Source organism: Brevibacterium sp. (assembly GCF_031179145.1).
GTDB lineage: Bacteria > Actinomycetota > Actinomycetes > Actinomycetales > Brevibacteriaceae > Brevibacterium.
In genome coordinates this window covers 194180-215357 of sequence record NZ_JAPSIB010000004.1, presented here as the reverse complement: position 1 = coordinate 215357, position 21178 = coordinate 194180, and the positions used below count along the sequence as shown (strand labels likewise).

Here is a 21178-nt window from a genome sequence, read left to right as displayed (position 1 = left end):
AGCGCTGATCCCTGTCATCATTATCCTCGGGGAGGCGCGCGCCGCGCGGGCGGTTTCGCCGCCGCAGCGCACCCTCCCACGAGGCAGCCCCTCACGAAGGCCATGGGAGAATGCTCATGACCATTGACGCCTCTTCGCTCAGAGCGACGGAGATTCCGCTATGTAAGACGGTCTGGTTACATGGTGAGATGAGTTCTAGTCTGTGACCATGAAGTTCTCAATTGCGGTCATGCCCGGCGATGGAATCGGCACGGAAGTCGTCCCCGAGGGTCTCAAGGTGCTCAAGCGAGCGATCGAGGTCTCCGGCGAACCCGTGGAGCTCGCGCTCACCGACTACGAGGTCGGCGCCAAGCGCTGGCACGAGACCGGCGAAACACTCACCGACGATGAGCTCGAATCGCTGCGCAGCCACGATGCGATCTTCTTCGGCGCCTGCGGCGACCCGAGCGTACCCTCAGGAGTCCTCGAGCGCGGCGTCATCCTCAAGATGCGCTTCGGTCTAGGCCACGCCGTCAACCTGCGGCCGGCGAAGCTGTTCTCCGGCATCACCAGCCCGCTCGCGAACCCGGGAGAGATCGACTTCGTCGTCGTCCGCGAAGGCACCGAGGGGTCCTACACGGGGATGGGCGGATCCGTGCGCACCGACACCGTGCACGAGGTCGCGACCGAGGTCTCGGTCAACACCTGGTACGGCGTCGAGCGCGCCGTCCGCGATGCCTTCGAGCGGGCGCAGGCGCGGAACAAGAAGCTCACCTACGTCCACAAGCACAACGTCATGGTCCATGCCGGTCACCTGTGGCGACGCGTGGTCGAGAAGGTCGGCACGGAGTTCCCCGAGGTGGCCGTCAACTACGAGCACACCGACGCCTGCACCATCTACATGGTCACCGATCCGTCCCGCTATGACGTCATCGTCACCGACAACCTCTTCGGTGACATCCTCACCGACCTCGCGGCAGCGGTCACCGGAGGCATAGGCCTGGCTGCCTCGGGCAACCTCAACGTCGAAGGGACGGCGCCGAGCCTGTTCGAGCCGATCCACGGATCGGCTCCCGACATCGCCGGCCAGCAGATCGCCGACCCCACGGCCTCGATTCTCTCAGGCGCCCTCATGGCCTCCCACCTCGGGCTCGACGTCGTGGCGAAGTCCATCGAGGCCGCCGTCGAAGCGGACCTGGCCGCTCGCGGCGATGAGAGGCGGACCACCGCCGAGGTGGGCGACGCGATCGCTGCACGCCTGGGCTGAGGCGGCGAGCGCCTCGGCGCCGGGTTGTCGATCACTCTGTCGCTGGGACGGCGCGATCACCTCGGCGATCCCTCATCACCCCGGTGCGAGGTGCGCCGGGGTGATGGCTTAATCTACAAGTGTCACTCATCACAAATGAGAAAAGAGTTCTGATGCATAAGTTTGCCGTTCTGAAGAACATCCAGCCGCAACCCGAGCTGGTGCGCGAGAACATCAAGAAGAACCCCGGTTTCGGGCTCTACTTCACCGACCACATGGCGCACGTCCGCTACACCATCGACGATGGTTGGCAGGCCCATGAGGTCCGGCCTTATGCTCCGCTGCAGCTCGACCCCGCAGCTGCGGTCTTCCACTACGCCCAGGAGATCTTCGAAGGCCTCAAGGCCTACCGGCACGCGGACGGCTCGGTCTGGACCTTCCGGCCAGAGCGCAATGCCGCACGCATCAACCGCTCCGCCGAGCGACTCGCGCTGCCGCAGCTTCCCGAAGACGACTTCGTCGAGTCACTCAAGGCCCTGGTCGCCGTCGACCAGGAGTGGGTGCCGACCCCCGGAGCAGATGCCGACGAGTCGAGCCTGTACCTGCGCCCCTTCATGATCGCCTCGGAGCGGTTCCTCGGAGTCAGGGCGAGCCATGAAGTCGACTACTACGTCATCGCCTGCCCGGCCGGCCCCTACTTCCCGGGCGGCATCAAGCCGGTCTCGATCTGGCTGTCCCAGAACCTCAAGCGCGCCGGCCACGGCGGCACCGGATTCGCCAAGTGCGGCGGCAACTACGCCGCCTCCCTCGTGGCGCAGAACGAAGCAGCTGCGCAGGGCTGCCAGCAGGTGCTGTTCACCGATGCCGAGGAGAACAGGTACGTCGAAGAGCTCGGCGGCATGAACCTCATGCTCGTGACCAAGGACGACCGACTGCTCACCCCGGCGCTCAGCGACTCGATCCTCGACGGCGTCACCCGCCGCTCGCTGCTCGACCTGGCCCCGCAGTTGGGGCTCGAGCCGGAGGAGCGTCGCATCACGATCGACGAATGGCGCGAAGGCGCGGCCAACGGTGACATCGTCGAGGCGTTCGCCTGCGGCACGGCGGCCGTGATCACTCCGATCGGGCGGATCGTCAGCCCTGACTTCACGATCGATCATGGCGACGAGCCGGGCGAGAAGGCGATGGAATTCCGCAAGACGCTCCTCGACATCCAGTACGGTCGCGTCGAGGACACGAACAACTGGCTGGTCCGCCTGGCCTGAGACCCGAGCTCGGAAGCCGACGACGGCTTCGGGGCTGGTCGGTCGTTCGAAGCTTCCGGGGTCGACGGTCTTTCGGACCGTCGACCCCGGCCCGTGCCGCGCGCCGTCCGGCGCCCATTTTGCGCGTAACTGCGCTAAATGCGGTAAAGTGGACGCGTGCCTACTACGACCGCGGCAACCACGCCGACAGCTTCAGAGGTTCTCGCCAACCTTCCGTGGAAATGGAACACCCAGGGAGCCATCTTCCTCATCGGCGGACTCGGGTTCATGTTCGATGCCTGGGACGTCGCCCTCAACGGGTTCCTCATCCCGCTGCTGAGCGACTACTGGGATCTGTCCGTCGGGCAGGCGGCGTGGATCGCGACCGCCAACCTCATCGGCATGGCGTTGGGCGCGTTCATCTGGGGAGGCATCGCCGACGTCGTCGGGCGCAAGAAGGCATTCACCCTCACCCTCCTCGTCTTCTCGGTCTTCACCGTGGCCGGCGCATTCTCGCCGGACTTCGCGTGGTTCATCGTGTTCCGGTTCCTCGCCGGGTTCGGTCTCGGCGGGTGCATACCCGTCGACTACGCGCTGGTCGGTGAGTTCACACCGAGCAGGCACCGGGGCCGCGTGCTCACCGCCATGGACGGCTGGTGGCCCATCGGCGCCTCGCTGTGCGCCTTCGTCTCCGCCTGGCTGCTCGGAGTGGGGGACTGGCGCCTGATCATGCTCGTCATGATCGTCCCGGCTCTGCTCACCGTCGCCGTGCGGTTCGGCATCCCCGAGTCACCGCTCTACCTCGCGTCCGTGGGCAGGTATGCCGAGGCCGACGCCGTGATTGCGAAGCTCGTTGAGCGCACCGGCGCCGAGGTGGACACCTGGACCCATGATCTGCCTGCAGCGGCCGCCGACGAGGAGTCGCAGGCCGGGGCGAGGGAATCGGCGGCGGGGACCACCTCGGCGGAGGCGACCGATGCGGCGGCCACCTCGGCGAACGCTCAGCTGCGCGCCGGGAGCGGACAGTTGGTGCAGCTGTGGCGGCACTCGGCCAGAACGACTCTCGTCTCCTGGGCTCTGTTCGTGTCGGTGCTGCTCGTCTATTACGCCGCCCTGATCTGGCTGCCGGGGATCCTCAAGAAGCAGGGCATGGGCGATCAGGCCGCATTCCTGGTCACCGGGTCGATGACGGCCGTCGGCATCCTCGGCGTGGTGGTCTCGGCTCTCGTGGTCGAACGCTTCGGTCGCAAGTGGGTCCTCGGCGTCTCGGCGCTGCTCTCCGGTGTTCTTCTCGTCGGCGTCGCCGTGTTCATCGAGGCCTCCGGCGCCGAGCTGAGTTGGGCCGCTCGGATCAGCATCATCGCCTTCGGACTGGTCGTTCAGATCGCGATCCCGACTCTCTACACCTATGTCTCCGAGCTGTACCCGACCCGGCTGCGCGGCTCCGGTTTCGGCTGGGCCTCGGCGGCATCGCGGGTGGCGACCGGCATCGCTCCGCTCGTCTTCGGCGCATTCATGTGGCCGGTGCTCGGATTGACTGTGACCTTCGTCCTCACGGGACTGCTCGTGATCGTGGCGGTGACGCTGATGGCCCTTCTCACGCGGGAGACCGCCGGAGAGAAGCTGGCCTGAGCAGCTGCTGAGCGCCTGGTCGTGTCGGCTCCGCATGTCGTGTCAGTGTCGACGTCTAGAGTGATTGTCATGGATCCGAAGACGGTTTCTCACCCCCTCGCCGAGATCACTCGGTGGCGGGAAGAGCTGTCCTCGCTGCCTCCGGCACTGACCGAGGATGAGGCCATCGACCGGATCACGGCACTCGAGGAGCTTTCGGCGGCATGCGCGGCTGCCCAAGCACGGGAGACCCTGACCTTCGACATGCGTCGCCGCAACCGGGAGGCAGAAGAGGGGATGCCCACGAGCCGACAGGGAGCAGGAATCGGCGCCGAGATCGGATTGGCGCGGAAGGTGTCGCGGGCACGCGGGAGTGCGCTCCTGGGCTTCGCGCGTACCCTGCTCGTGGACCTGCCCTGCACCTATGCGGCTCTGAAGTCAGGTGTCATATCCGAGGAGAAGGCGCAGGTCGTCGCCAGAGAAGTCGAGTGGCTGCCCAGGGACAAGCGCCGGCAGGTCGATGAGCGAATGGCCCAACGCCTCGGCGAGGTGGGCACGAGGCAACTCGGCTGCGAGGTCAGAGCCCTCGCGCAGCAGCTCGACCAGGCTGCTGCGGTCGAGCACCTTGACAAGTGCACCGAAGAACGCGCGGTCTCTGTGCGTCCCGCCCCGGGGAACATGGCCTACCTGACTGCTCTGCTGCCGCTGCCGCAGGCGGTCACTGTGTATGCGAACCTGTCGAAATCCGCGCAGTCGATGATCGTCACCGGCGCTTCCGGTGGCCGCAATCGGGGTCAGCTGATGGCCGATCTCCTGGTCGAAAGAGCGACGGGCCAGGAGTCTGCGGATGCTGTTCCGACCGAGCTTCACCTGATCATGAACAGCGAGAGCCTCATCGATGGGGACGATGCCTCGGCATGGCTGCCCGGGTTCGGGCCGATTCCCGCCGGTGCGGCACGCAGGTTCATCGCCGAGAACGACGCCACGGTGTTCCTCCGTCGCCTGTACACGCGGCCGTCGGACGGACAGCTGGTGGCGATGGACTCACGGCGACGTGAGTTCGCAGGTCTGCTGCGACGCATGATCGTGATTCGCGATGGCGTGTGCCGGACACCTTGGTGCGACGCCCCGATCAGCCATATCGACCATGCTCTGTCGACGGCCGCTGGCGGGTCCACGACCTGGAGCAATGCTTCCGCCTTGTGCGCCGCATGCAACTATGCCAAAGAGCGGCGCGGCTGGAAGCATGAAGCCGCTCCGGAGAAGCTGGTGGTGACGACGCCGACCGGACACAGGTACGAAGTCCGCACCGGTCCGTTGATCACGCAGATGTCGACCGGCGCTGCGAGGTCGCCGGGGCAGAACGAACCTGCAGAAGATAACGGTCCGCCAGAGAGCAACGGGCCGCCGGGCAGCGTCGACCCGCAGACCCACGGACCTCCTCCCAGTGCCGTCGAGGAGCTCTTCCGCACGCGCCTGTTGGACTATCTGGCGGCCGCCTGATGCCTGGCGAATGCGCCCCGCGCGCGTCGTTAGGATTGTCTTTATGAATGACCGACCTGCGGCCACCGACGTTGACGCCCCAGACGCTCGAGTGCGAGTGGAACTGGTCTGGGGCGTCCCCGGCCGGTTCGGCCAGCCCTGGACACCGGTGTCGTCATCAGAGGCGGTGCCGTCAGCGGAAGCGAAGCTGCCGTCGGAGTTGGCGCCAGTGCTGCCGCTCCCCGCGGAAGTCGAGAATCTCTACGCGGCCGCCTCGGCGGAACCTCCGCTGAGCGAGGATCCGCTGTTCGCCGCCTGGTTCGCGAGCATCTATGGCGCGGCGGTGAGCGCAGGACAGGTGCTCACCGCGTTCTCCCGACATGAAGGTCGGCTGACGTCCTTCGCCTACGGACACTTCTGGTCCTGGGCTGAGCAGACCAATCCCTGGGCCACCGAGCTGCGGCACAGGCTCGGAGAGTCAGCGCCGACGATCGAATGGACCTACACGCTCAGCCTGCTCGCCCGCGATCCGCAGCTCCGTCAACGGGGGATCGGTCGTCGGACACTGGAGACGTGGCTGGGCGGAATCGTCGGATACGGGTGCTGGCTGCAGACCGATGACATCGACAGTCCGGCCCGGCGACTCTACGACAGCCTCGGCTTCACCGCGATCGGCCATGGCCCTGTGGCGCCGAACGGCGAACCCGGGCTGGTGATGTACCGCCCGCCGAGGTGAGCGGTACAGCTCCACCTACCCGCGCCGGCGGGGCTGAAACCATCCCGCATTGAGCGGTGCCATTCGTCATTAGACTGGCGATATGCGCAAGGAATCCCCACTCACCCCCGATACCGCCTCCCTCACCCGGGAACCACACGACGAGAACCTCTGGCTCGAGGACATCCACGGCGACGAGCAGATCGCCTGGGTCAAGGAGCAGAACGCGAAGACGGCCGCCCGGTTCCAGGACGACGAGTTCGACACCATGGCCCGTGACATCCGAGCCGCTCTGGACTCTGATGACCGGATCCCGATGGTCGCCAAACGCGGAGACCGCTACTACAACTTCTGGCGCGACCGTGACCACCCCAAAGGGATGTGGCGACGCACCGTCTGGGACAGCTACATCACCGACACTCCCGACTGGGAGGTGCTGCTCGACCTCGACGCACTCGCCGATGAGGAGTCGACTCCATGGGTCTGGGCCGGGGCCTCGGTGCGCCGCTCCGATCACGCCCGCGCTCTCGTCTCCCTCTCACCCGATGGCGGCGACGCTCACCGGGTGCGTGAATACGACCTGCTGACCAGTTCGTTCGTCGCCGACGGCTTCGACCTGCCCGCGGCCAAGTCACGGTTCGCCTGGCTCGACGACGACACGATCATCGTCGCCACCGAAACCGACGCCGACTCACTGACGACCTCGTCCTACCCGCGGCAGGCGCGAGTGCTGCGACGTGGGGAGGCACTCAGCGACGCTCCGGTCGTCGCCGAGGTGCCCCGCGACCACGTCGCCATCTTCGTTGGCAGCGACGTCGCATCCGCCTCGGGCACCGACCGCGCGTTCGTCATCGATGCCCTCGATTTCTTCAACTCCCGTTTGAGCTTCGTCGACCTTGACGGCGTCAGGGACAGTGACGGCGCGATCCCGACGACCACCTCGGCGTGGGAAGGCGCATGGACGGCAGTCGACGTTCCGACGGACGTCGAAGTCGGATTCGAGAAGGACTTCGTCCTCTTCCGCCCTCAATCCGAGTGGACGGGAGAGGGCTTCGTCGTCCCCGCCGGCGGCTTGGCGGTGGCCGATGTCGCCGAGGTGAGGGCCGGCAGCATCTCTCCGAAGGTGATCTTCTCTCCGGATTCGCACACGTCCTTGCAGTCGTTCACCTGGACCCGAGACTTCCTCGTTCTCGAACTGCTGCGCGATGTCCAATCGGAGCTGCGAGTCCTCGACCCGCGCGACGGGTTCGCTGCGACTGAGCTGCCGGGAGTGCCCGGCAACCACATGGTCGGCCTCGGAGCCGTCGACAAGGACGATGACGCTGCCGCCAACGACTTCTGGCTGATCACGACCGGCTTCCTCACCCCCTCGACTCTCTCCTACGGCAGCTTGGACGACCCCGACCCCCGAGGTGGGGAGGACCCCGGCTCGAGCGCACGCGGCGAAGGCACAGGCACCCCGGGACCGAGCACACGCGACGAATGCGCGACCGGCAGGAGCCGCGTCGAGGTGATCAAGACCGCGCCCTCCCTGTTCCCGGCCGACGGGTTCACGGTCGAACAGCACTTCGCGACGAGTGCGGACGGAACCAAGGTCCCCTACTTCCAGATCGCGGCCGACGATCTCGAGCTCGACGGCGACAACCCCACCCTGCTCGAAGGCTACGGCGGGTTCGAGGTCAGCAGAACACCGGTGTACTCGCCGATCATCGGGCTCGGCTGGCTGGGGCGTGAGACCATGACCCGCCGCCGTGGGGTCTGGGTGCTCGCCAACATCCGGGGCGGCGGAGAGTACGGCCCGGAATGGCACACCTCGGCGATGCGGGAGAACCGGCCCCGAGCCTACGAGGACTTCGCGGCAGTGGCCCGCGACCTCATCGCACGCGGGGTCACGAGTCCCGCACGCCTGGCCTGCGCAGGAGGGTCGAACGGCGGGCTGCTGGTGGGGAACATGCTCACCCAGCACCCCGAGCTGTTCGGCGCGATCTCCGGCGGAGTGCCGCTGCTCGATATGCGCCGCTACACGAAGCTGAGCGCCGGGTACTCGTGGAAGGCCGAATACGGTGACCCGGATGATCCCGAGGACTGGGAGTTCATCCGCACCTTCTCGCCCTATCACCTGCTCGAGGAGGGGAAGCAGTATCCGCCGGTCCTGTTCTGGACCGCAACCTCCGACGATCGCGTCGGCCCGGTGCAGGCCCGCAAGATGGCGGCGCGGATGCAGAGCATGGGGGCGGAGAACGTGTGGTTCTACGAGGACACGGAAGGTGGTCACTCGGCCGCCTCGGACAATCGTCAGGCCGCTTACACACGAGCGCTGAGCTACCGGTTCCTGTGGAACGCGCTGACCGGGGAGTGAGCAGGATCATGGCGGCAGAACCTCGCCGAGGCGTAGCGTGGTGACCATGACGAACGAACCTCTCCAGCACTTCCACGCCGAGTACAAGGTCATCGGCGGAAAGCTCGTCGTCGCCGACGTCGAGACCGACGGAAAGGTCATCATCGGGGTGAAGATCTCCGGCGACTTCTTCCTCGAACCCGAAGAGGCGTACTTCGATCTGGCTCCGGCGCTGGTCGGCGCCAAGGTGACCGCAGACAACGCCACCCTGCGGTCGCGAATCGACGAGGCTCTGGCCGGCTACGGCACCGAGCTGGCGATGCACGGGTTCTCCACCGCCGACATCGCCACGGTCGTGCGCCGCGCCCTGGGATCGGCTGCGAACTTCACCGACTTCGAGTGGCAGGTCATCCGCGGCGAGGTGCTGCCGACGGAGATGAACGTCGCCCTCGACGAGGTGCTGCTGGGCGAGGTCGCGGCGGGCCGACGCAAGCCGACTCTGCGCTTCTGGGAATGGGAGGACACCGCCACCGTCATCGGCGCATTCCAGTCCTACGTCAACGAATTGCGCCCAGAAGGCATCGAGAAGCACGGGGTGAAGGTCGTGCGTCGGATCTCCGGCGGTGGCGCGATGTTCATGGAGGGCGGCAACTGCATCACCTACTCGATGTTCGTTCCGGCATCCCTCGTCGCCGGACTCGACTACGAGGAGTCGTACGTCTTCCTCGACCAGTGGGTGCTGGCAGCGCTGAAGAGCCTCGGCGTCGAAGCCTTCTACAAGCCGATCAATGACATCTCCTCGACCGGCGGCAAGATCGGGGGAGCAGCGCAGAAACGGCTGAAGGACGGCACGCTGCTTCATCACGCGACCATGAGCTACGACATCGACGCCGACAAAATGGTCGAAGTCCTGCGGATCGGTGAGGCGAAGATCTCCGACAAGGGAGTCGCCAGCGCGAAGAAGCGCGTCGACCCGCTGCGCAGCCAGACCGGAGAGGCCCGCGAGTCCATCATCGACGTCATGGCCGACACGTTCAGAGCCCGGTACGGAGCCCACGAGGACACATACACCCAGGCGGAGCTCGAGAAGGCGCGTGCGCTCGTGGCCGAGAAGTTCGGCACCGAGAAGTGGACGCACCGGGTGCCGTGAGGTCTAAGGCGTCATTACATCCAAAGGAGCGGAACCGTAGCCGCCGGCACGGTCACTGCGGTAGGCCGCGATGAACCAGCTTTCCTTGCGCTCGCCCTGACTGCGAAGATCTCAACCAGCCGAGGATTTTGCGCTTGTGCTCTCCTGGCCCAATCGAGAGTCTCATCGAGGGTCGCGGTCGTGCTCTCGAGCACCTCCACTGTGGTCAGATCCTCCTCGTCGTCAGGGTCACCCCACCACAACGCCACTCTGAATGTCTCAACCACATTTTCGATGCGGGTATCTCGCTCATCGACAGGCCCGAACATCGCGTTGAATCTCAATTCCTTGTGATTCCGGGTGTGCTGATCAGTATTACGCTATTTCAGATTCGGCGTACTGACGATTCCGAGAAACGTAAACGAGTCCCCCGACGGCAACGACCATTGCGATGCATGCGCCGATCATGAGTAGCGGATTGCCCACCATGATGATGAGTAGGGCACCGAAGCCGGCATAGCCGGTGGCCGAGAGATAGTCCGTGAGATCTAGGACGGAACCCACCAATGACGGTCCAGCAGCGAGAAGGTGAACTGCTCCCACAATCACTGCCAGCCAATGCTCGACGAGCAGCCAGGATCCGAGGAAACCGGTTCCCACCGCCGCAATGCAGAGCAGAATCGCCGCCGTCATGGTCGGCACCACCTCCCCTTCGCCATCGAGGAACGAGGCAAGCCGTATGAACGCCGCGACGTAAGCAGCAGCTGAGATCAATAGGCACAAGCACCCGGCCACCACTGCAGGCTTGCTCGTTGGGGGTCGTCGGTGCTGACGCATCGGGGTATCCTTCGGGGCAGGACGGGGTTGCTGCTCCCATCGTAAGCGCTCTCACCAGCACGTCCGCATGACCTTTCCTGCGGCAGCTCGCTTGAGATCTCTTATAGACCGTCTCCGACCGTCACCGAACTGTAGGATTGGGAATCGAATCCGTCCCTTGAGCTAGGAGAGCCATGCGCCAGGTCGAACCATCCGTAGAACTGCTCGCCAAGCCCAGCATCGACTGGGACGCGATGAGGACATACCTCGACGAAGTGGGCGGGTCGTCCTGGGCCGATCGCGTGGAGGAAGCAGATTCCCCGGATGCCGAAGACCTGCTCGAGTTCTCGGGGCGCATGTGCTATCGCTCCTGGGAGCCCGGCCTCAACCCGAACGTCTCCCGCGTGCGCACGGATTCCGCGCAGTACCTCGGCAACGTCATCTCCTCCCAGCACGGCTCCGTCCTCGAGCACGCGAACTTCACCTTCGTCCTCCACAACGTCTCCCGCGTCCTCACCCACGAACTCATCCGCCACCGCGCGGGCTCCGCATTCTCGCAGGAATCCCTGCGCTACGTCCGCCTCGCCGACATCCCGTTCTGGTTCCCCGAATGGGCGCGCGAGGATCCCGAGCTCATGGAACGATCCCTCCGGGTCCTCGACACCCTCGAAGAGCACCAGCGGTGGATGGCCGAGCACTTCGCCCTCGACGAGGAGGGGACGAACTTCGCGCACAAGAAGCACATGACCTCGTTCATGCGCCGCTTCGCCCCCGAGGGCCTGGCCACCGGCATCGTCTACACCGCGAACCTGCGCTCCCTGCGCCACGTCGTCGAGATGCGCACGGCCAAGGGCGCCGAGGAGGAGATCCGCCTCGTGTTCAACAAGATCGGTGAGGTCATGCGTGAGGAAGCTCCCGCGATCTTCGCCGACTACGACGTCGTCGACGGAGAATGGATCCCCGGAACCAGGAAGGCCTGACATGGCAGACATCTTCAACGCACAGCTGAGTCCCGACAAGATCGACGTCATCGCCGAGTGGCTGCCGCAGCAGGTGTGGGCCCGCGGCATCGACCTGGACTCGTCTCCGCTGGAGAAGGTCACCGCGTATCGCTTCGACGATCCCGCCGCCGAGGTGGGTGTGGAGATTCATATCGTGCGCACGGGTGACCGTGTCTTCCAGATTCCACTGACCTACCGCGGTCAGCCGCTCGAGAACGCCGAGGACGCCTTCGTCTCCGAGATTTCGCATTCGGTCCTCGGGCGGCGCTGGGTCTACGACGGCCTCGCCGACCCAGTGTTCGCCGATCAGCTGCTGCGCACGATCTCCGAGTCGGGAACATCGGCCAAGCAGTACCTCGTCGACGACGAGGGCAACAAGACTGAGGAGATCACCGAGGTGGCTCTCGCGCAGGGCACCGGACCCGTTGCGGACGCGACATCCTTCGAGGTCGAGCATGAGCTCGACCTCAGCGCTCCCGCCGCGCCGGAGCCGGGCCGTCTGCTCGGCACATGGGACGGCCAGGTTCAGCCGGTGCTGCTGGCGAAACTCGTCTGAGGACCGACGCCAGCCGGCTCACTGAGGGTTCAACCCCGATTCGCTCACTGTCCTGACGCGAGTTCAGAGTTCGATGATCGTCATACCCGTCTGCCGGTTCTCGCCGAGGGCCCGCAGCGCTTCGGGGGCGTCCTCGAGGCGGATGACGTTCGTGACGAGGTCCTGGGGCCGCAGTCTGCCCTGCACCACCAGATCCAGCATCGGAGGATACTCAGTGGCGGCCATGCCATGCGAGCCGAGGACGCTGAGTTCGAGGGCGATCACCCGGGGCATGTCGAGCACCGGCGGCTCGGCGAGAAGTCCGATCTGCACGTGACGGCCCAAAGGTGCCAACGAGCTGATCGCCGCCCGGATCGTGTCCTCGCGGCCGAGCGCATCGACGGTCACCGCCGCGCCTCCTGAGGTCTGCGCGACCACCTCGGCGGCCAGCTCCTGCCATTTCAGGCCTGCGGCATTGATCGTGTGGGAGGCCCCGTACTCGCGGGCACGCTCGAGTGCCGCGTCATTGACGTCGAGGGCGATGATCTCCGCGCCGACAGCGTGGGCGATCATGATCGCCGACAGGCCGACGCCGCCGCAGCCGAACACGGCGACACTCTCACCCGGGGACAGTTTCGCCCGAACTTCCAGCCCGTGGAAGGCCGTGGCGAAGCGGCACCCGAGGCCCACCAGACTCGCCGCGGGCAAGTCGTCGGGGACCGCCACGAGGTTGGCGTCGGCGCTGTGGATGACGACCTTCTCCGCCCACGATCCGTAATGGGTGAACCCGGGCTGAGTCTGATCGGGACAGACCTGAGCATTGCCGCCCAGGCACCAGCGGCACGAGCCGCAGCCGCAGACGAAAGGCACTGTGACCCGCTGACCGGCGGAGAACTTCGCCACCTCGGGGCCTGCCGAATCGATCCAGCCGACCAGTTCGTGCCCGGGCACGTGGGGCAGGGAGATCGTCGGGTCGTGGCCGAGCCAGGCATGATGGTCACTGCGGCAGACACCGGTGGCCTCGACACGGATGACCACACCGTCTGCCGGTGCGGTGGGAGGGACGATGTCTCTCAACTGGGGGAGCGACGAGAACTCGTCGATGACAATGGCGCGCATAGGACGATCCTATGCGGGGTCGACGCCGACGCCGGCGAGCGCATCGAGGAGACGCTGTCGCAGCGACTGAGCCCGAGCGGAGAAGGACTTCTGGCGCTCCATGTATTCGGCTTTGCCGGCCGCGGTCTCGATCGCGACGACGCCGTATCCCCAGGATCGCAGGTCATAGGGCGAGGCCTCCATGTCGAGGATCCGGATGTCCATCGCCAGGTCGAAGGCGTCGATCACGAGGTCCGATGGGGCGATCGGCCCGATCTTCATCGCCCACTTGTAGAGGTCCATTCCCGCGTGCAGGCATCCGGGCTGCTCATTGGCGACCATGTCCGTGCGCGCAGGCTGCAGTGTGTTGAGCGGGCGGGCCGGTTCGGTGAAGAAGCGGAACGCGTCATGGTGCGAGCACTGGATGCGGTGGCCCTCGACCACGGCGTCGGTCTCGGCCGGGCTCAGCCGCAGCGGCACCTGTTGGTGGCGGCGCTCCTCCTCGCTGAGCCTGTAGACCATCGCCCACTCGTGGATGCCGAAGCAGCCGAAGTTCGCCTCCCGATGCAGCGTGGAGCTCAACAGGGAGGCGATGAACTTCGCCCCATCGCCACGGTCGGCGCGCCAGGACTCGACGTCGACCTCGGCGCAGGTGCGGGAGTCATCGATCCTGTACCAGCGGCGGTCGAAGCATTCGACGTCCTCGGTCGTCTCCAGCTCGAGTCGCACGCCCGGGCCCGGGTTCCATTTCGCCAGCTGACCGGCCTTGAACGGGTAGTAGGTGAACAGGAAATCCTCGACCGGGTGCTTCTCACCACGCATCCGGCGAGCCACGTGGGCGTCCGTGCGCGCGGCGACGCGAGCGGCATGGGCGTCGCGGGCGGCACGCCATTCGGCGGCCGTGAGCGTGGCGCGGTCAAGGGTGGAGATCACCGCCCCATTCTTCCAGATCCCTTCGTGCCGCGCTGGGCGGGCGCGGTCCACGGGTCCTCGGGCCAGGGGTGCTTGGGGTAGCGCCCGCGGTTCTCGGCCCGCACATGCGGGTACGCGTTGGTCCAGAACGATGCAAGGTCACTGGTCACAGCCAGCGGACGCCGGGCGGGAGAGAGCAGGTGGATGACGACCGGCACCCTCCCCTCGCACACCGTCGGCGCGGTCGTCCAGCCGAAGCACTCCTGGAGTTTGACGGCCAGCACAGGCCCAGCGATGGCAGGTCCACGTCCCTTCGTCTCGGTCGCCGCAGCCTTGTCGGCGCCGCCGCCCGGGAACGCAGGGTCGCCCGGGAGCACGGGGTCGGCCGCATCCGGATCCGGGTAGTCGAGCCGGATCCGGGAACTACTGGGCACCGTCAATGCTGCGGGGGCGAGCTCGTCGAGGCGACCGGCCTCGGGCCAGGGCAGCAGGGTCCGCAGCGCCGAGATCAGATCGATCGAGGCAGGGTCGGTTCCCGAGGCGATCCGATCGAGAGCCGCCGGAGCCCAATCGGTCAGCGTCCGTGACAGGTGCGCCCACTGCACGTCCGGCCACGGATCGCCATATACGGCGTGCAGCAGACCGATCCTCCGCCGCAGCCCCTCGAACTCCTGGCCCGGTCGCAGCACAGCCTGGGCTCCGCGCTCGCGCACCGATTCCGCAACTGCCTTCCGCGCGAGTACGGTGCTCGCGCGGATCGGGGTGGCGGAGAGTTCGATGGCGCCGAGGCGGTGGTGGCGCACGGCGCGCACCCGACCCTGGTCGAAGGTGGCCTCCTCGGTTGTCGTGAGCAGCCCCGCAGCGGCGAATTCGGCGGTGTCCTGGTCGATCGGCGCGGCAGCGCGGATGACCGCACGCCCGGTGGAGAGGCCGACTTCGGAGATCGCCAGCCAGGCACTCGATGCGAGAGGGGAATTGCGGGGCAGTGACGCGGCCGTGCCTGAGGCAAGCAGGTACTCCGAGTCCGAGGCGCTGCGCCGCCGCGCGATCTGTTGGGGGAAGGAGAGCGCGACCACGAGACCGAGTTCGTCCGGGGACAGAGAGGTGCGTGATGGCTGGCCGTCGGCGAGCCGTTCGAATCGGGCAACCTCCTGCCGGAACCGCCGATCGCCCGAGCGGCGCAGCTCCTTCAGCTTCTCCACCAGGTCCGCTCCGGGCGCGCGCTGATCGGATTCGATCGTGGCGATCGCCTCGGCGGCCCGGGTCGCTGAGAGCATCGCGGCGCCGTCGAGCAGCCCGCGCGCCGACCACGGAGAGGCGGGAATCCGCGCGATCCGACGGCCGAGGTCGGTGACGCGAAACGCGGTGGCGGCTTCCCTCTTCGCGGGTTCGAGCGCGCCGGTCGGTTCGAGAGCGCCGGCCATTTCGAGAGCACCCAGCGCCACGAGGTTGCCTTCGGCCAGTCGCCGCGGACCCTCTGGCAGGGGATCCGGAAGCAGTCCCGCGTCCCCACCCCACACGGCGAGGTCGAGGACTGCCGACGTGAGATCGGAGGTCAGCACCTCTGGGGGCGTGTGCTCCGGCAGGGCCGCCCAATCGGATTCCGACAGGCATCGGTAGACCACACCCGGTCCCAGGCGGGCCGCACGGCCGGCTCTCTGCAGCCCTGAGGCTTTCGATTCGCGGGTGGTGACCAGGCCGGACATTCCGCGGCGGGTGTCGAGCCGGGGACCACGGGCCAGCCCGGAGTCGACGACGATCCGCACACCCGGCACCGTGAGCGCGGATTCGGCGACGGAGGTGGAGACGATCACTCGGCGGACCCCCTCGGTCGCATGCGGCCGCAGGATCGCATCCTGGGAGTGAGACGGGGTGCGCCCGGTCAGCGTGTGGACCTCGATGTCGGAGTCCGGCTTCCCCTCGGGCAGTCCGCGCAGGATCCGCGCAGCGATCTCCTCGACCTCGCGGGCGCCGGGTGCGAAGACGAGCACGTCCCCGTGCCGGTGCTCGTCGAGGGCAAGCAGCGTCGTCCGGGCCACATGATCGAGGAAGTCCCACGTCACCCCACGAGCGTCAAGCGGCCTCCGCGCCGGAGGCGCCCACCGGACGGCGAGCGGGTGGATCTGCGCGGCCACGGACAGGTGAGCGGCGCCGAGGCGAGCGCCCCACTGGGCGGCGTCGAGAGTCGCCGACATGACGACGAGGCTGAGGTCCTCGCGCAGGTCGACGAGCTCCCGACACATCGCAAACGCGAGGTCGGTGTCCAGATGACGTTCGTGCACCTCGTCGAGGATCACCGCTGCGACGCCGTCGAGCTCGGGGTCTGCGAGCAGCCGACGCACCAGCACACCGGTGGTGACGAATTCGATGAGCGTGCGCGCCGACGTCTTCGACTCACCTCGGACGGTGAAGCCGATGTCCCCGCCGAGGTGGGTCCCCGTCAGCTGCGCCAGTCGCCTGGCCGCGGCCCGGGCAGCCATCCGTCGCGGCTGGGTGACGATGACGCGCCCCGCGGTTCCGCGGGAACTCCTGCCTCCGGTTCCCTGGCTTCCGCTGGTCTCGTGACCAGCGATGATGTGTTCGGCGATGAGCGGCGGGACCAAGGTCGTCTTCCCGGTGCCGGGAGGGGCCTCGACGACGAGCCGGGGAAAGCGTCCGAGCCCGGCCCGATCGACCTCGTCGATGAGCGCGGCAGCCGGCAGTCCTGCGGCGATGCTCGCCAGATCGAAGTGGTGCATGGTCCCAGTGTCTCAGGCAGGCGCAGCTCTGCGCCTCGGGGCCGCGTCAGGTGCAGGACTCAGACCTCTGCGTCCTGCCGTGACGACCTGACCAGCTTGCCGACGAGATCATCCGGAATCGGCTTGCGCGCTGAGAAGGTGATGCCGGTCTTGGTGGCCTTGAAGCCGGCGGCTGCGATCTCCTCGGCGTGGGCGGAGATGGCACCCGGGAGGAGGTAGAGCCCGCATTGCCTGCTGAATGCCGCATAGCTTGCGACGATCGTGCCACCGACCCTGAAGCCGGGCATGTTGTAGGCGACGATCTCTTCTGCGTCAGGCAGGGTGCGGGCCAGGAGAGTGCGCAATCGCTGCAGTTCCGGCTGGAATGCCTCGGGCGCCGCGGCGATGTAGACGTCGTGGTCGGCTGTCGTCATGATGGTCACTCAATTCTGATTGACGCTGAAGATCATCGATCCGATCTCATGGTAGTCCCGAGCCAGCGGGCCCGGCGGAATGTCGGCGGTTTCGGCGGTGACTAGACTGGACCCATGCGAATTGCCAGATTTGTGCACCAGGACGAACCCAAATACGGAGTGGTCGAAGGAGAAGTCCCCGACATCGTCGACGGTCGGTGGGACACCTCGGGCCTCAGCCTCGCAGTCCTCGACTCGGACCCCTTCTTCGCCCCAGCCCAGTCGACGGGGGAGCGGCTGAAATTCGACGACGTCCGATTGCTGAGCCCGATTCTGCCTCGCTCCAAAGTCATCGGAGTCGGACGCAACTTCGCCGATCACGCCGCCGAACTCGGCAACGAGGTACCCGTCAGCCCGCTGACGTTCTTCAAGCCCAACACTTCGGTGATCGGACCCGGCGATCCGATCCGCCTGCCCGCCATCAGCGAATACGTCTCCTACGAGGCAGAGCTCGCCGTCATCATCGGACGGGTGTCCAAAGGGGTGAAGGCGGAGAACGCCTACGACCATGTGCTCGGTTACACCGCCGGCAACGACGTGACACTGCGCGACATCCAGAAGTCGGACAAGCAGTGGTCGCGAGCCAAAGGGTTTGACACCTCGTGCCCGCTGGGCCCGTGGATCGAGACGGAACTCGACGTCGACCACCTCGGCATCCGGTCGTGGGTCGACGGTGACCTCAAGCAGGACGGGAACACCGAGGACTTCATCTTCGACGTCCCCACCCTCATCGAACACCTGTCGGAGACCATCACCCTGCTGCCCGGCGACGTCATCCTCACCGGCACCCCGGCGGGAGTCGGCCAGATCGTGGCCGGAAACCGTGTCGACATCGCCATCGAGGGACTCGGCGTGCTGTCCAACCCCGTCATGGACGCCTGACTCAGCACCCAGCACTTTCACCACCCGCACCTTCCACCACTGATCCAAGAGGACAACTGTGAGCGTCAAAGTTCGTTTCTGCCCATCACCCACCGGCACCCCGCACGTCGGCATGGTTCGCACCGCCCTGTTCAACTGGGCCTACGCGAAGCACACCGGCGGAAAGTTCGTCTTCCGCATCGAGGACACGGACGTAGCTCGCGACTCGGAGGAGAGCTTCGGCCAGGTCGTCGAGGCGATGAAGTGGCTCGGGCTCGACTGGGACGAAGGCATCGAGGTGGGAGGGCCCGACGGACCGTACCGCCAGTCCCAGCGCGGCGACATCTACGCCGAAGTGATCGAGAAGCTCAAGGCAGGCGGTCACATCTACGAGTCCTACTCGACCAATGAAGAGGTCGAAGCTCGGCACAAGGCTGCCGGCCGCGACCCGAAGCTGGGCTACGACGGCTACGACCGCGACCTCACTGCGGAGCAGATCGCCGCATTCAAGGCCGAAGGTCGCGAACCCGTATGGCGCGTGCGGATGCCCGATGAGGACATCACCTTCACCGACCTCGTCCGTGGTGACATCACGTTCCGCGCCGGCACCATCCCCGACTTCGTGGTCGTCCGCGCCAACGGCCAGCCGCTCTACACCCTGGTCAATCCCGTCGATGACGCGCTCATGGGCATCACCCATGTGCTCCGCGGCGAGGACCTGTTGTCCTCGACTCCGCGCCAGATCGTGCTCTACGAAGCGCTCAAGTCGATCGGCATCGCCGAGGCGACCCCTGAGTTCGGGCACCTGCCCTACGTCATGGGCGAGGGCAACAAGAAGCTGTCGAAGCGTGACCCCGAGTCGAACCTGTTCCTCCACCGCGACAACGGATTCATCCCCGAAGGGTTCATCAACTACCTGGCCCTCCTCGGCTGGTCCATCGGCCCTGACCGCGACGTGTTCTCCGTCGACGAGTTCGTCGCCGCATTCGACATCCACGACGTGCTGCCCAACCCGGCGCGGTTCGACGTGAAGAAGGCCACCGCCATCAACGCCGACCACATCCGCCTCCTCGACCCGGCCGACTTCCGCGACCGCCTCGTGCCCTACCTCCAGTCCGCCGAGGTGCTCCCCGCCGAACCGAGCGCCGAACAGCTCGCGATCCTCGACCAGGCCGCACCCCTGGTCCAGACCAGAATGAACCTGCTCGGTGAGGCTCCCGATCTGCTGGCCTTCCTCTTCACTCCCGATGCCGAACTCACCATGGCCGAGGATGGGCTGAAGACCCTCAAGGACTCGGCCCCCGAGGTGCTCGACGCCGCTCTCAGCGTGCTCGAGGGCCTCGAGGACTGGACGACCGACAAGCTGCAGGAGGTCCTGCAGGCGAAGCTCGTCGACGAGATGGGGATCAAACCGCGACTGGCATACGGTCCGCTGCGCGTGGCCGTGTCCGGACGCCGGATCTCGCCCCCGCTGTTCGAGTCGATGGAGATCCTCGGCAAGGACTCGTCCCTGCGCCGGCTGGGAGCGCTCAAGGACCAGCTGTGATCGAGGTCAGCAGCTCACGTCGCGGAGGACTCCACCTCCGCGACGTGAGCCTGGACGTGCCCTTCGACCACTTCGGTGGGAACGGCAGTCTTGGTGGCACTGAGCAGAGGACCCTTCACGTCTTCGCCCGGATCATGGCCACCGAGGCGAAGAGCACGAAACCGTATCTCGTGTTCCTTCAAGGCGGCCCGGGCTTCGAAGCTCCGCGCCCAACCACGCCCGTGGGCTCCAGCTCGTGGCAGGCCAGAGCCCTGGAGGACTTCCAGGTCGTCCTGCTCGATCAGCGAGGCACGGGCCGGTCGAGTCCGATCGGCTCCGTCGCAGGCACGATCACCGGGCTCATCGAACCCACTGGCGACCCGCACGCCATCGCCGAACAGCTCAGCCACTACCGGGCGAACTCCATCGTCGAGGACGCCGAGCTTCTGCGCAGCGAACTCGGCATCGAGAAGTGGTCACTGCTCGGCCAGTCGTTCGGCGGGTTCACTGCCCTGCGATACGTCTCCGCCTATTCCGAGTCGCTGGACGAGGTGTACTTCACCGGTGGCCTGCCCGCCATCGGCGCCGATCCCGCCACCGTGTACGCGACCACCTGGGAGGGGATGAAGCGCAAGTCCGAGCAGCACTACCGAGCCTTCCCCGGCGACCGCGAGAAGATGGCGCGCCTGGCCGACCTCGCCTCCGTGAAAGGGGGCATCGCATTGCCCGGCGGGGCACGGGCGACGACCGAACGACTGCGGCTGCTCGGCCACTACCTCGGCGCCTCCGACGGTCCGGAGAAGCTGCACCATCTGCTTGACCTGGACACCGCCTCAGCGGCGTTTCGTCACGATCTCGCGGCGAGCATTCCCTTTTCGGGGCGCAACCCGCTCTATGCGGTCATCCACGAATCCTGCTGGGCCGACGGCACGAGCACCGAGTGGGCGGCTAGACGTGCGATGCCTGCGGACGTGCGCGCGGATCCGACCCTGCTGGCAGGGGAGCATGCCGGACCGGAGTCGTTCACGGAGGATCCTGAGCTCGCGCCGTTCGCGGACGTCGCCGAGGTGATCGCCGGGCGGCAATGGCCGAAGCTCTACGACGTCGACGCGCTGGGCGCCTCGACGGTGCGGGGAGCCGCCGCTGTGTACTTCGAGGACGCCTATGTCCCGCAAGAGCAGTCGCTGGCCACGGCGGCGCTTCTCGACGGGGTGAAGCCCTGGGTGACGAACGAGTACGAGCACAACGGTCTGCGTGCGGACGGCTACCGAGTCCTCGATCGACTCATCTCCTTGGCTCGTGACTGTTAAGGAGATCACACCGAAAACAGCCCCCTCGGATTTGTTTCCGGGCGCGTGCGTTGTGTAGAGTTATATCTCGTTGCTCAGGGAAATCCCTTCGGGGAAGGACTTGAAATGCAATGGGGTATGGTGTAATTGGCAGCACGAGTGTTTCTGGTACATTTAGTCTAGGTTCAAGTCCTGGTACCCCAGCTG

17 protein-coding genes and 1 tRNA gene are annotated in these 21178 nt (G+C 66.4%); 13 read left to right on the top strand and 5 right to left on the bottom strand.

Features of this window, described 5'->3' with window-relative positions; all coding sequences use genetic code 11:
- The first annotated feature begins 208 nt into the window (after positions 1-208).
- From RIT73_RS05380 to RIT73_RS05350, 7 genes are all read left to right on the top strand, one after another.
- A complete protein-coding gene (locus RIT73_RS05380) occupies positions 209-1246 on the top strand; it encodes a 3-isopropylmalate dehydrogenase (RefSeq protein WP_309131028.1) in 1038 nt (345 codons plus the stop codon).
- Between the two features lie 152 nt (positions 1247-1398).
- Positions 1399-2490, top strand: a complete 1092-nt coding sequence (locus tag RIT73_RS05375; protein ID WP_309131027.1) for a branched-chain amino acid aminotransferase — start codon at positions 1399-1401, stop codon at positions 2488-2490.
- A 156-nt stretch (positions 2491-2646) separates the two neighbouring features.
- Positions 2647-4101, top strand: coding sequence for an MFS transporter (locus RIT73_RS05370; protein ID WP_309131026.1), 1455 nt, complete (start codon positions 2647-2649; stop codon positions 4099-4101).
- 69 nt (positions 4102-4170) lie between these two features.
- Entirely contained in the window at positions 4171-5583 is a 1413-nt protein-coding gene (locus tag RIT73_RS05365; RefSeq protein WP_309131025.1) for a DUF222 domain-containing protein, read from the top strand.
- Between the two features lie 43 nt (positions 5584-5626).
- On the top strand, positions 5627-6298 hold the full coding sequence (locus RIT73_RS05360) for a hypothetical protein (RefSeq protein ID WP_309131024.1): 672 nt from the start codon (positions 5627-5629) through the stop codon (positions 6296-6298).
- A gap of 82 nt (positions 6299-6380) precedes the next feature.
- Positions 6381-8636, top strand: a complete 2256-nt coding sequence (locus RIT73_RS05355; RefSeq protein ID WP_309131023.1) for a prolyl oligopeptidase family serine peptidase — start codon at positions 6381-6383, stop codon at positions 8634-8636.
- Positions 8637-8682: 46 nt separating this feature from the next.
- A complete protein-coding gene (locus RIT73_RS05350) occupies positions 8683-9765 on the top strand; it encodes a biotin/lipoate A/B protein ligase family protein (RefSeq protein ID WP_309131022.1) in 1083 nt (360 codons plus the stop codon).
- A 354-nt stretch (positions 9766-10119) separates the two neighbouring features.
- On the opposite strand, the gene RIT73_RS05345 is transcribed toward RIT73_RS05350, so the two are convergent.
- Complete coding sequence (locus RIT73_RS05345) at positions 10120-10581, bottom strand: hypothetical protein (RefSeq protein ID WP_309131021.1); 462 nt, start codon at positions 10579-10581, stop codon at positions 10120-10122.
- Between the two features lie 173 nt (positions 10582-10754).
- On the opposite strand from RIT73_RS05345, the gene thyX reads away from it, so the two are divergent.
- Positions 10755-11540 carry an FAD-dependent thymidylate synthase gene (gene thyX / locus RIT73_RS05340; protein WP_309131020.1) on the top strand — a complete coding sequence of 262 codons (786 nt, stop codon included), beginning with the start codon at positions 10755-10757 and terminating at the stop codon, positions 11538-11540.
- A 1-nt stretch (position 11541) separates the two neighbouring features.
- Positions 11542-12117: a hypothetical protein gene (locus RIT73_RS05335; RefSeq protein ID WP_309131019.1), complete on the top strand. Its 576-nt coding sequence runs from the start codon at positions 11542-11544 to the stop codon at positions 12115-12117.
- Positions 12118-12180: 63 nt separating this feature from the next.
- On the opposite strand, the gene RIT73_RS05330 is transcribed toward RIT73_RS05335, so the two are convergent.
- The 4 genes from RIT73_RS05330 to RIT73_RS05315 are packed head-to-tail and all read right to left on the bottom strand — an operon-like array spanning position 12181 to position 17257.
- The gene (locus RIT73_RS05330; RefSeq protein ID WP_309131018.1) at positions 12181-13215 is read right to left on the bottom strand and encodes a zinc-binding dehydrogenase; all 1035 of its coding nucleotides are present in this window, start codon (positions 13213-13215) and stop codon (positions 12181-12183) included.
- A gap of 9 nt (positions 13216-13224) precedes the next feature.
- Positions 13225-14124, bottom strand: coding sequence for a 3-methyladenine DNA glycosylase (locus RIT73_RS05325; RefSeq protein WP_375294975.1), 900 nt, complete (start codon positions 14122-14124; stop codon positions 13225-13227).
- Positions 14124-16844: an ATP-dependent helicase HrpB gene (gene hrpB, locus RIT73_RS05320; RefSeq protein WP_309131016.1), complete on the bottom strand. Its 2721-nt coding sequence runs from the start codon at positions 16842-16844 to the stop codon at positions 14124-14126. The genes RIT73_RS05325 and hrpB overlap by 1 nt, the downstream gene beginning before the upstream one ends.
- Positions 16845-16903: 59 nt before the next feature.
- Entirely contained in the window at positions 16904-17257 is a 354-nt protein-coding gene (locus tag RIT73_RS05315) for a DUF1801 domain-containing protein (RefSeq protein WP_309131015.1), read from the bottom strand.
- A gap of 114 nt (positions 17258-17371) precedes the next feature.
- On the opposite strand from RIT73_RS05315, the gene RIT73_RS05310 reads away from it, so the two are divergent.
- The 4 genes from RIT73_RS05310 (at position 17372) to RIT73_RS05295 (ending at position 21175) form a co-directional block, all read left to right on the top strand.
- A complete protein-coding gene (locus RIT73_RS05310; protein ID WP_309131014.1) occupies positions 17372-18178 on the top strand; it encodes a fumarylacetoacetate hydrolase family protein in 807 nt (268 codons plus the stop codon).
- A 58-nt stretch (positions 18179-18236) separates the two neighbouring features.
- Complete coding sequence (gene gltX, locus RIT73_RS05305; RefSeq protein WP_309131013.1) at positions 18237-19703, top strand: glutamate--tRNA ligase; 1467 nt, start codon at positions 18237-18239, stop codon at positions 19701-19703.
- Positions 19700-20992 carry an alpha/beta fold hydrolase gene (locus tag RIT73_RS05300; protein ID WP_309131012.1) on the top strand — a complete coding sequence of 431 codons (1293 nt, stop codon included), beginning with the start codon at positions 19700-19702 and terminating at the stop codon, positions 20990-20992. Before gltX ends, RIT73_RS05300 begins: the two co-directional genes overlap by 4 nt.
- A 111-nt stretch (positions 20993-21103) precedes the next feature.
- A tRNA-Gln gene (locus RIT73_RS05295) sits at positions 21104-21175 on the top strand.
- The last annotated feature ends 3 nt before the right edge of the window (positions 21176-21178 follow it).

Bases quoted from the DNA above. Each gene is read 5' to 3' on its own strand.
- RIT73_RS05380 (WP_309131028.1), top strand. From the start codon at position 209: ATGAAGTTCTCAATTGCGGTCATGCCCGGCGATGGAATCGGCACGGAA.
- RIT73_RS05375 (WP_309131027.1), top strand. From the start codon at position 1,399: ATGCATAAGTTTGCCGTTCTGAAGAACATCCAGCCGCAACCCGAGCTG.
- RIT73_RS05365 (WP_309131025.1), top strand. From the start codon at position 4,171: ATGGATCCGAAGACGGTTTCTCACCCCCTCGCCGAGATCACTCGGTGG.
- RIT73_RS05360 (WP_309131024.1), top strand. From the start codon at position 5,627: ATGAATGACCGACCTGCGGCCACCGACGTTGACGCCCCAGACGCTCGA.
- RIT73_RS05355 (WP_309131023.1), top strand. From the start codon at position 6,381: ATGCGCAAGGAATCCCCACTCACCCCCGATACCGCCTCCCTCACCCGG.
- RIT73_RS05350 (WP_309131022.1), top strand. From the start codon at position 8,683: ATGACGAACGAACCTCTCCAGCACTTCCACGCCGAGTACAAGGTCATC.
- RIT73_RS05345 (WP_309131021.1), bottom strand. From the start codon at position 10,581: ATGCGTCAGCACCGACGACCCCCAACGAGCAAGCCTGCAGTGGTGGCC.
- thyX (WP_309131020.1), top strand. From the start codon at position 10,755: ATGCGCCAGGTCGAACCATCCGTAGAACTGCTCGCCAAGCCCAGCATC.
- RIT73_RS05335 (WP_309131019.1), top strand. From the start codon at position 11,542: ATGGCAGACATCTTCAACGCACAGCTGAGTCCCGACAAGATCGACGTC.
- RIT73_RS05330 (WP_309131018.1), bottom strand. From the start codon at position 13,215: ATGCGCGCCATTGTCATCGACGAGTTCTCGTCGCTCCCCCAGTTGAGA.
- hrpB (WP_309131016.1), bottom strand. From the start codon at position 16,844: ATGCACCACTTCGATCTGGCGAGCATCGCCGCAGGACTGCCGGCTGCC.
- RIT73_RS05315 (WP_309131015.1), bottom strand. From the start codon at position 17,257: ATGACGACAGCCGACCACGACGTCTACATCGCCGCGGCGCCCGAGGCA.
- RIT73_RS05310 (WP_309131014.1), top strand. From the start codon at position 17,372: ATGCGAATTGCCAGATTTGTGCACCAGGACGAACCCAAATACGGAGTG.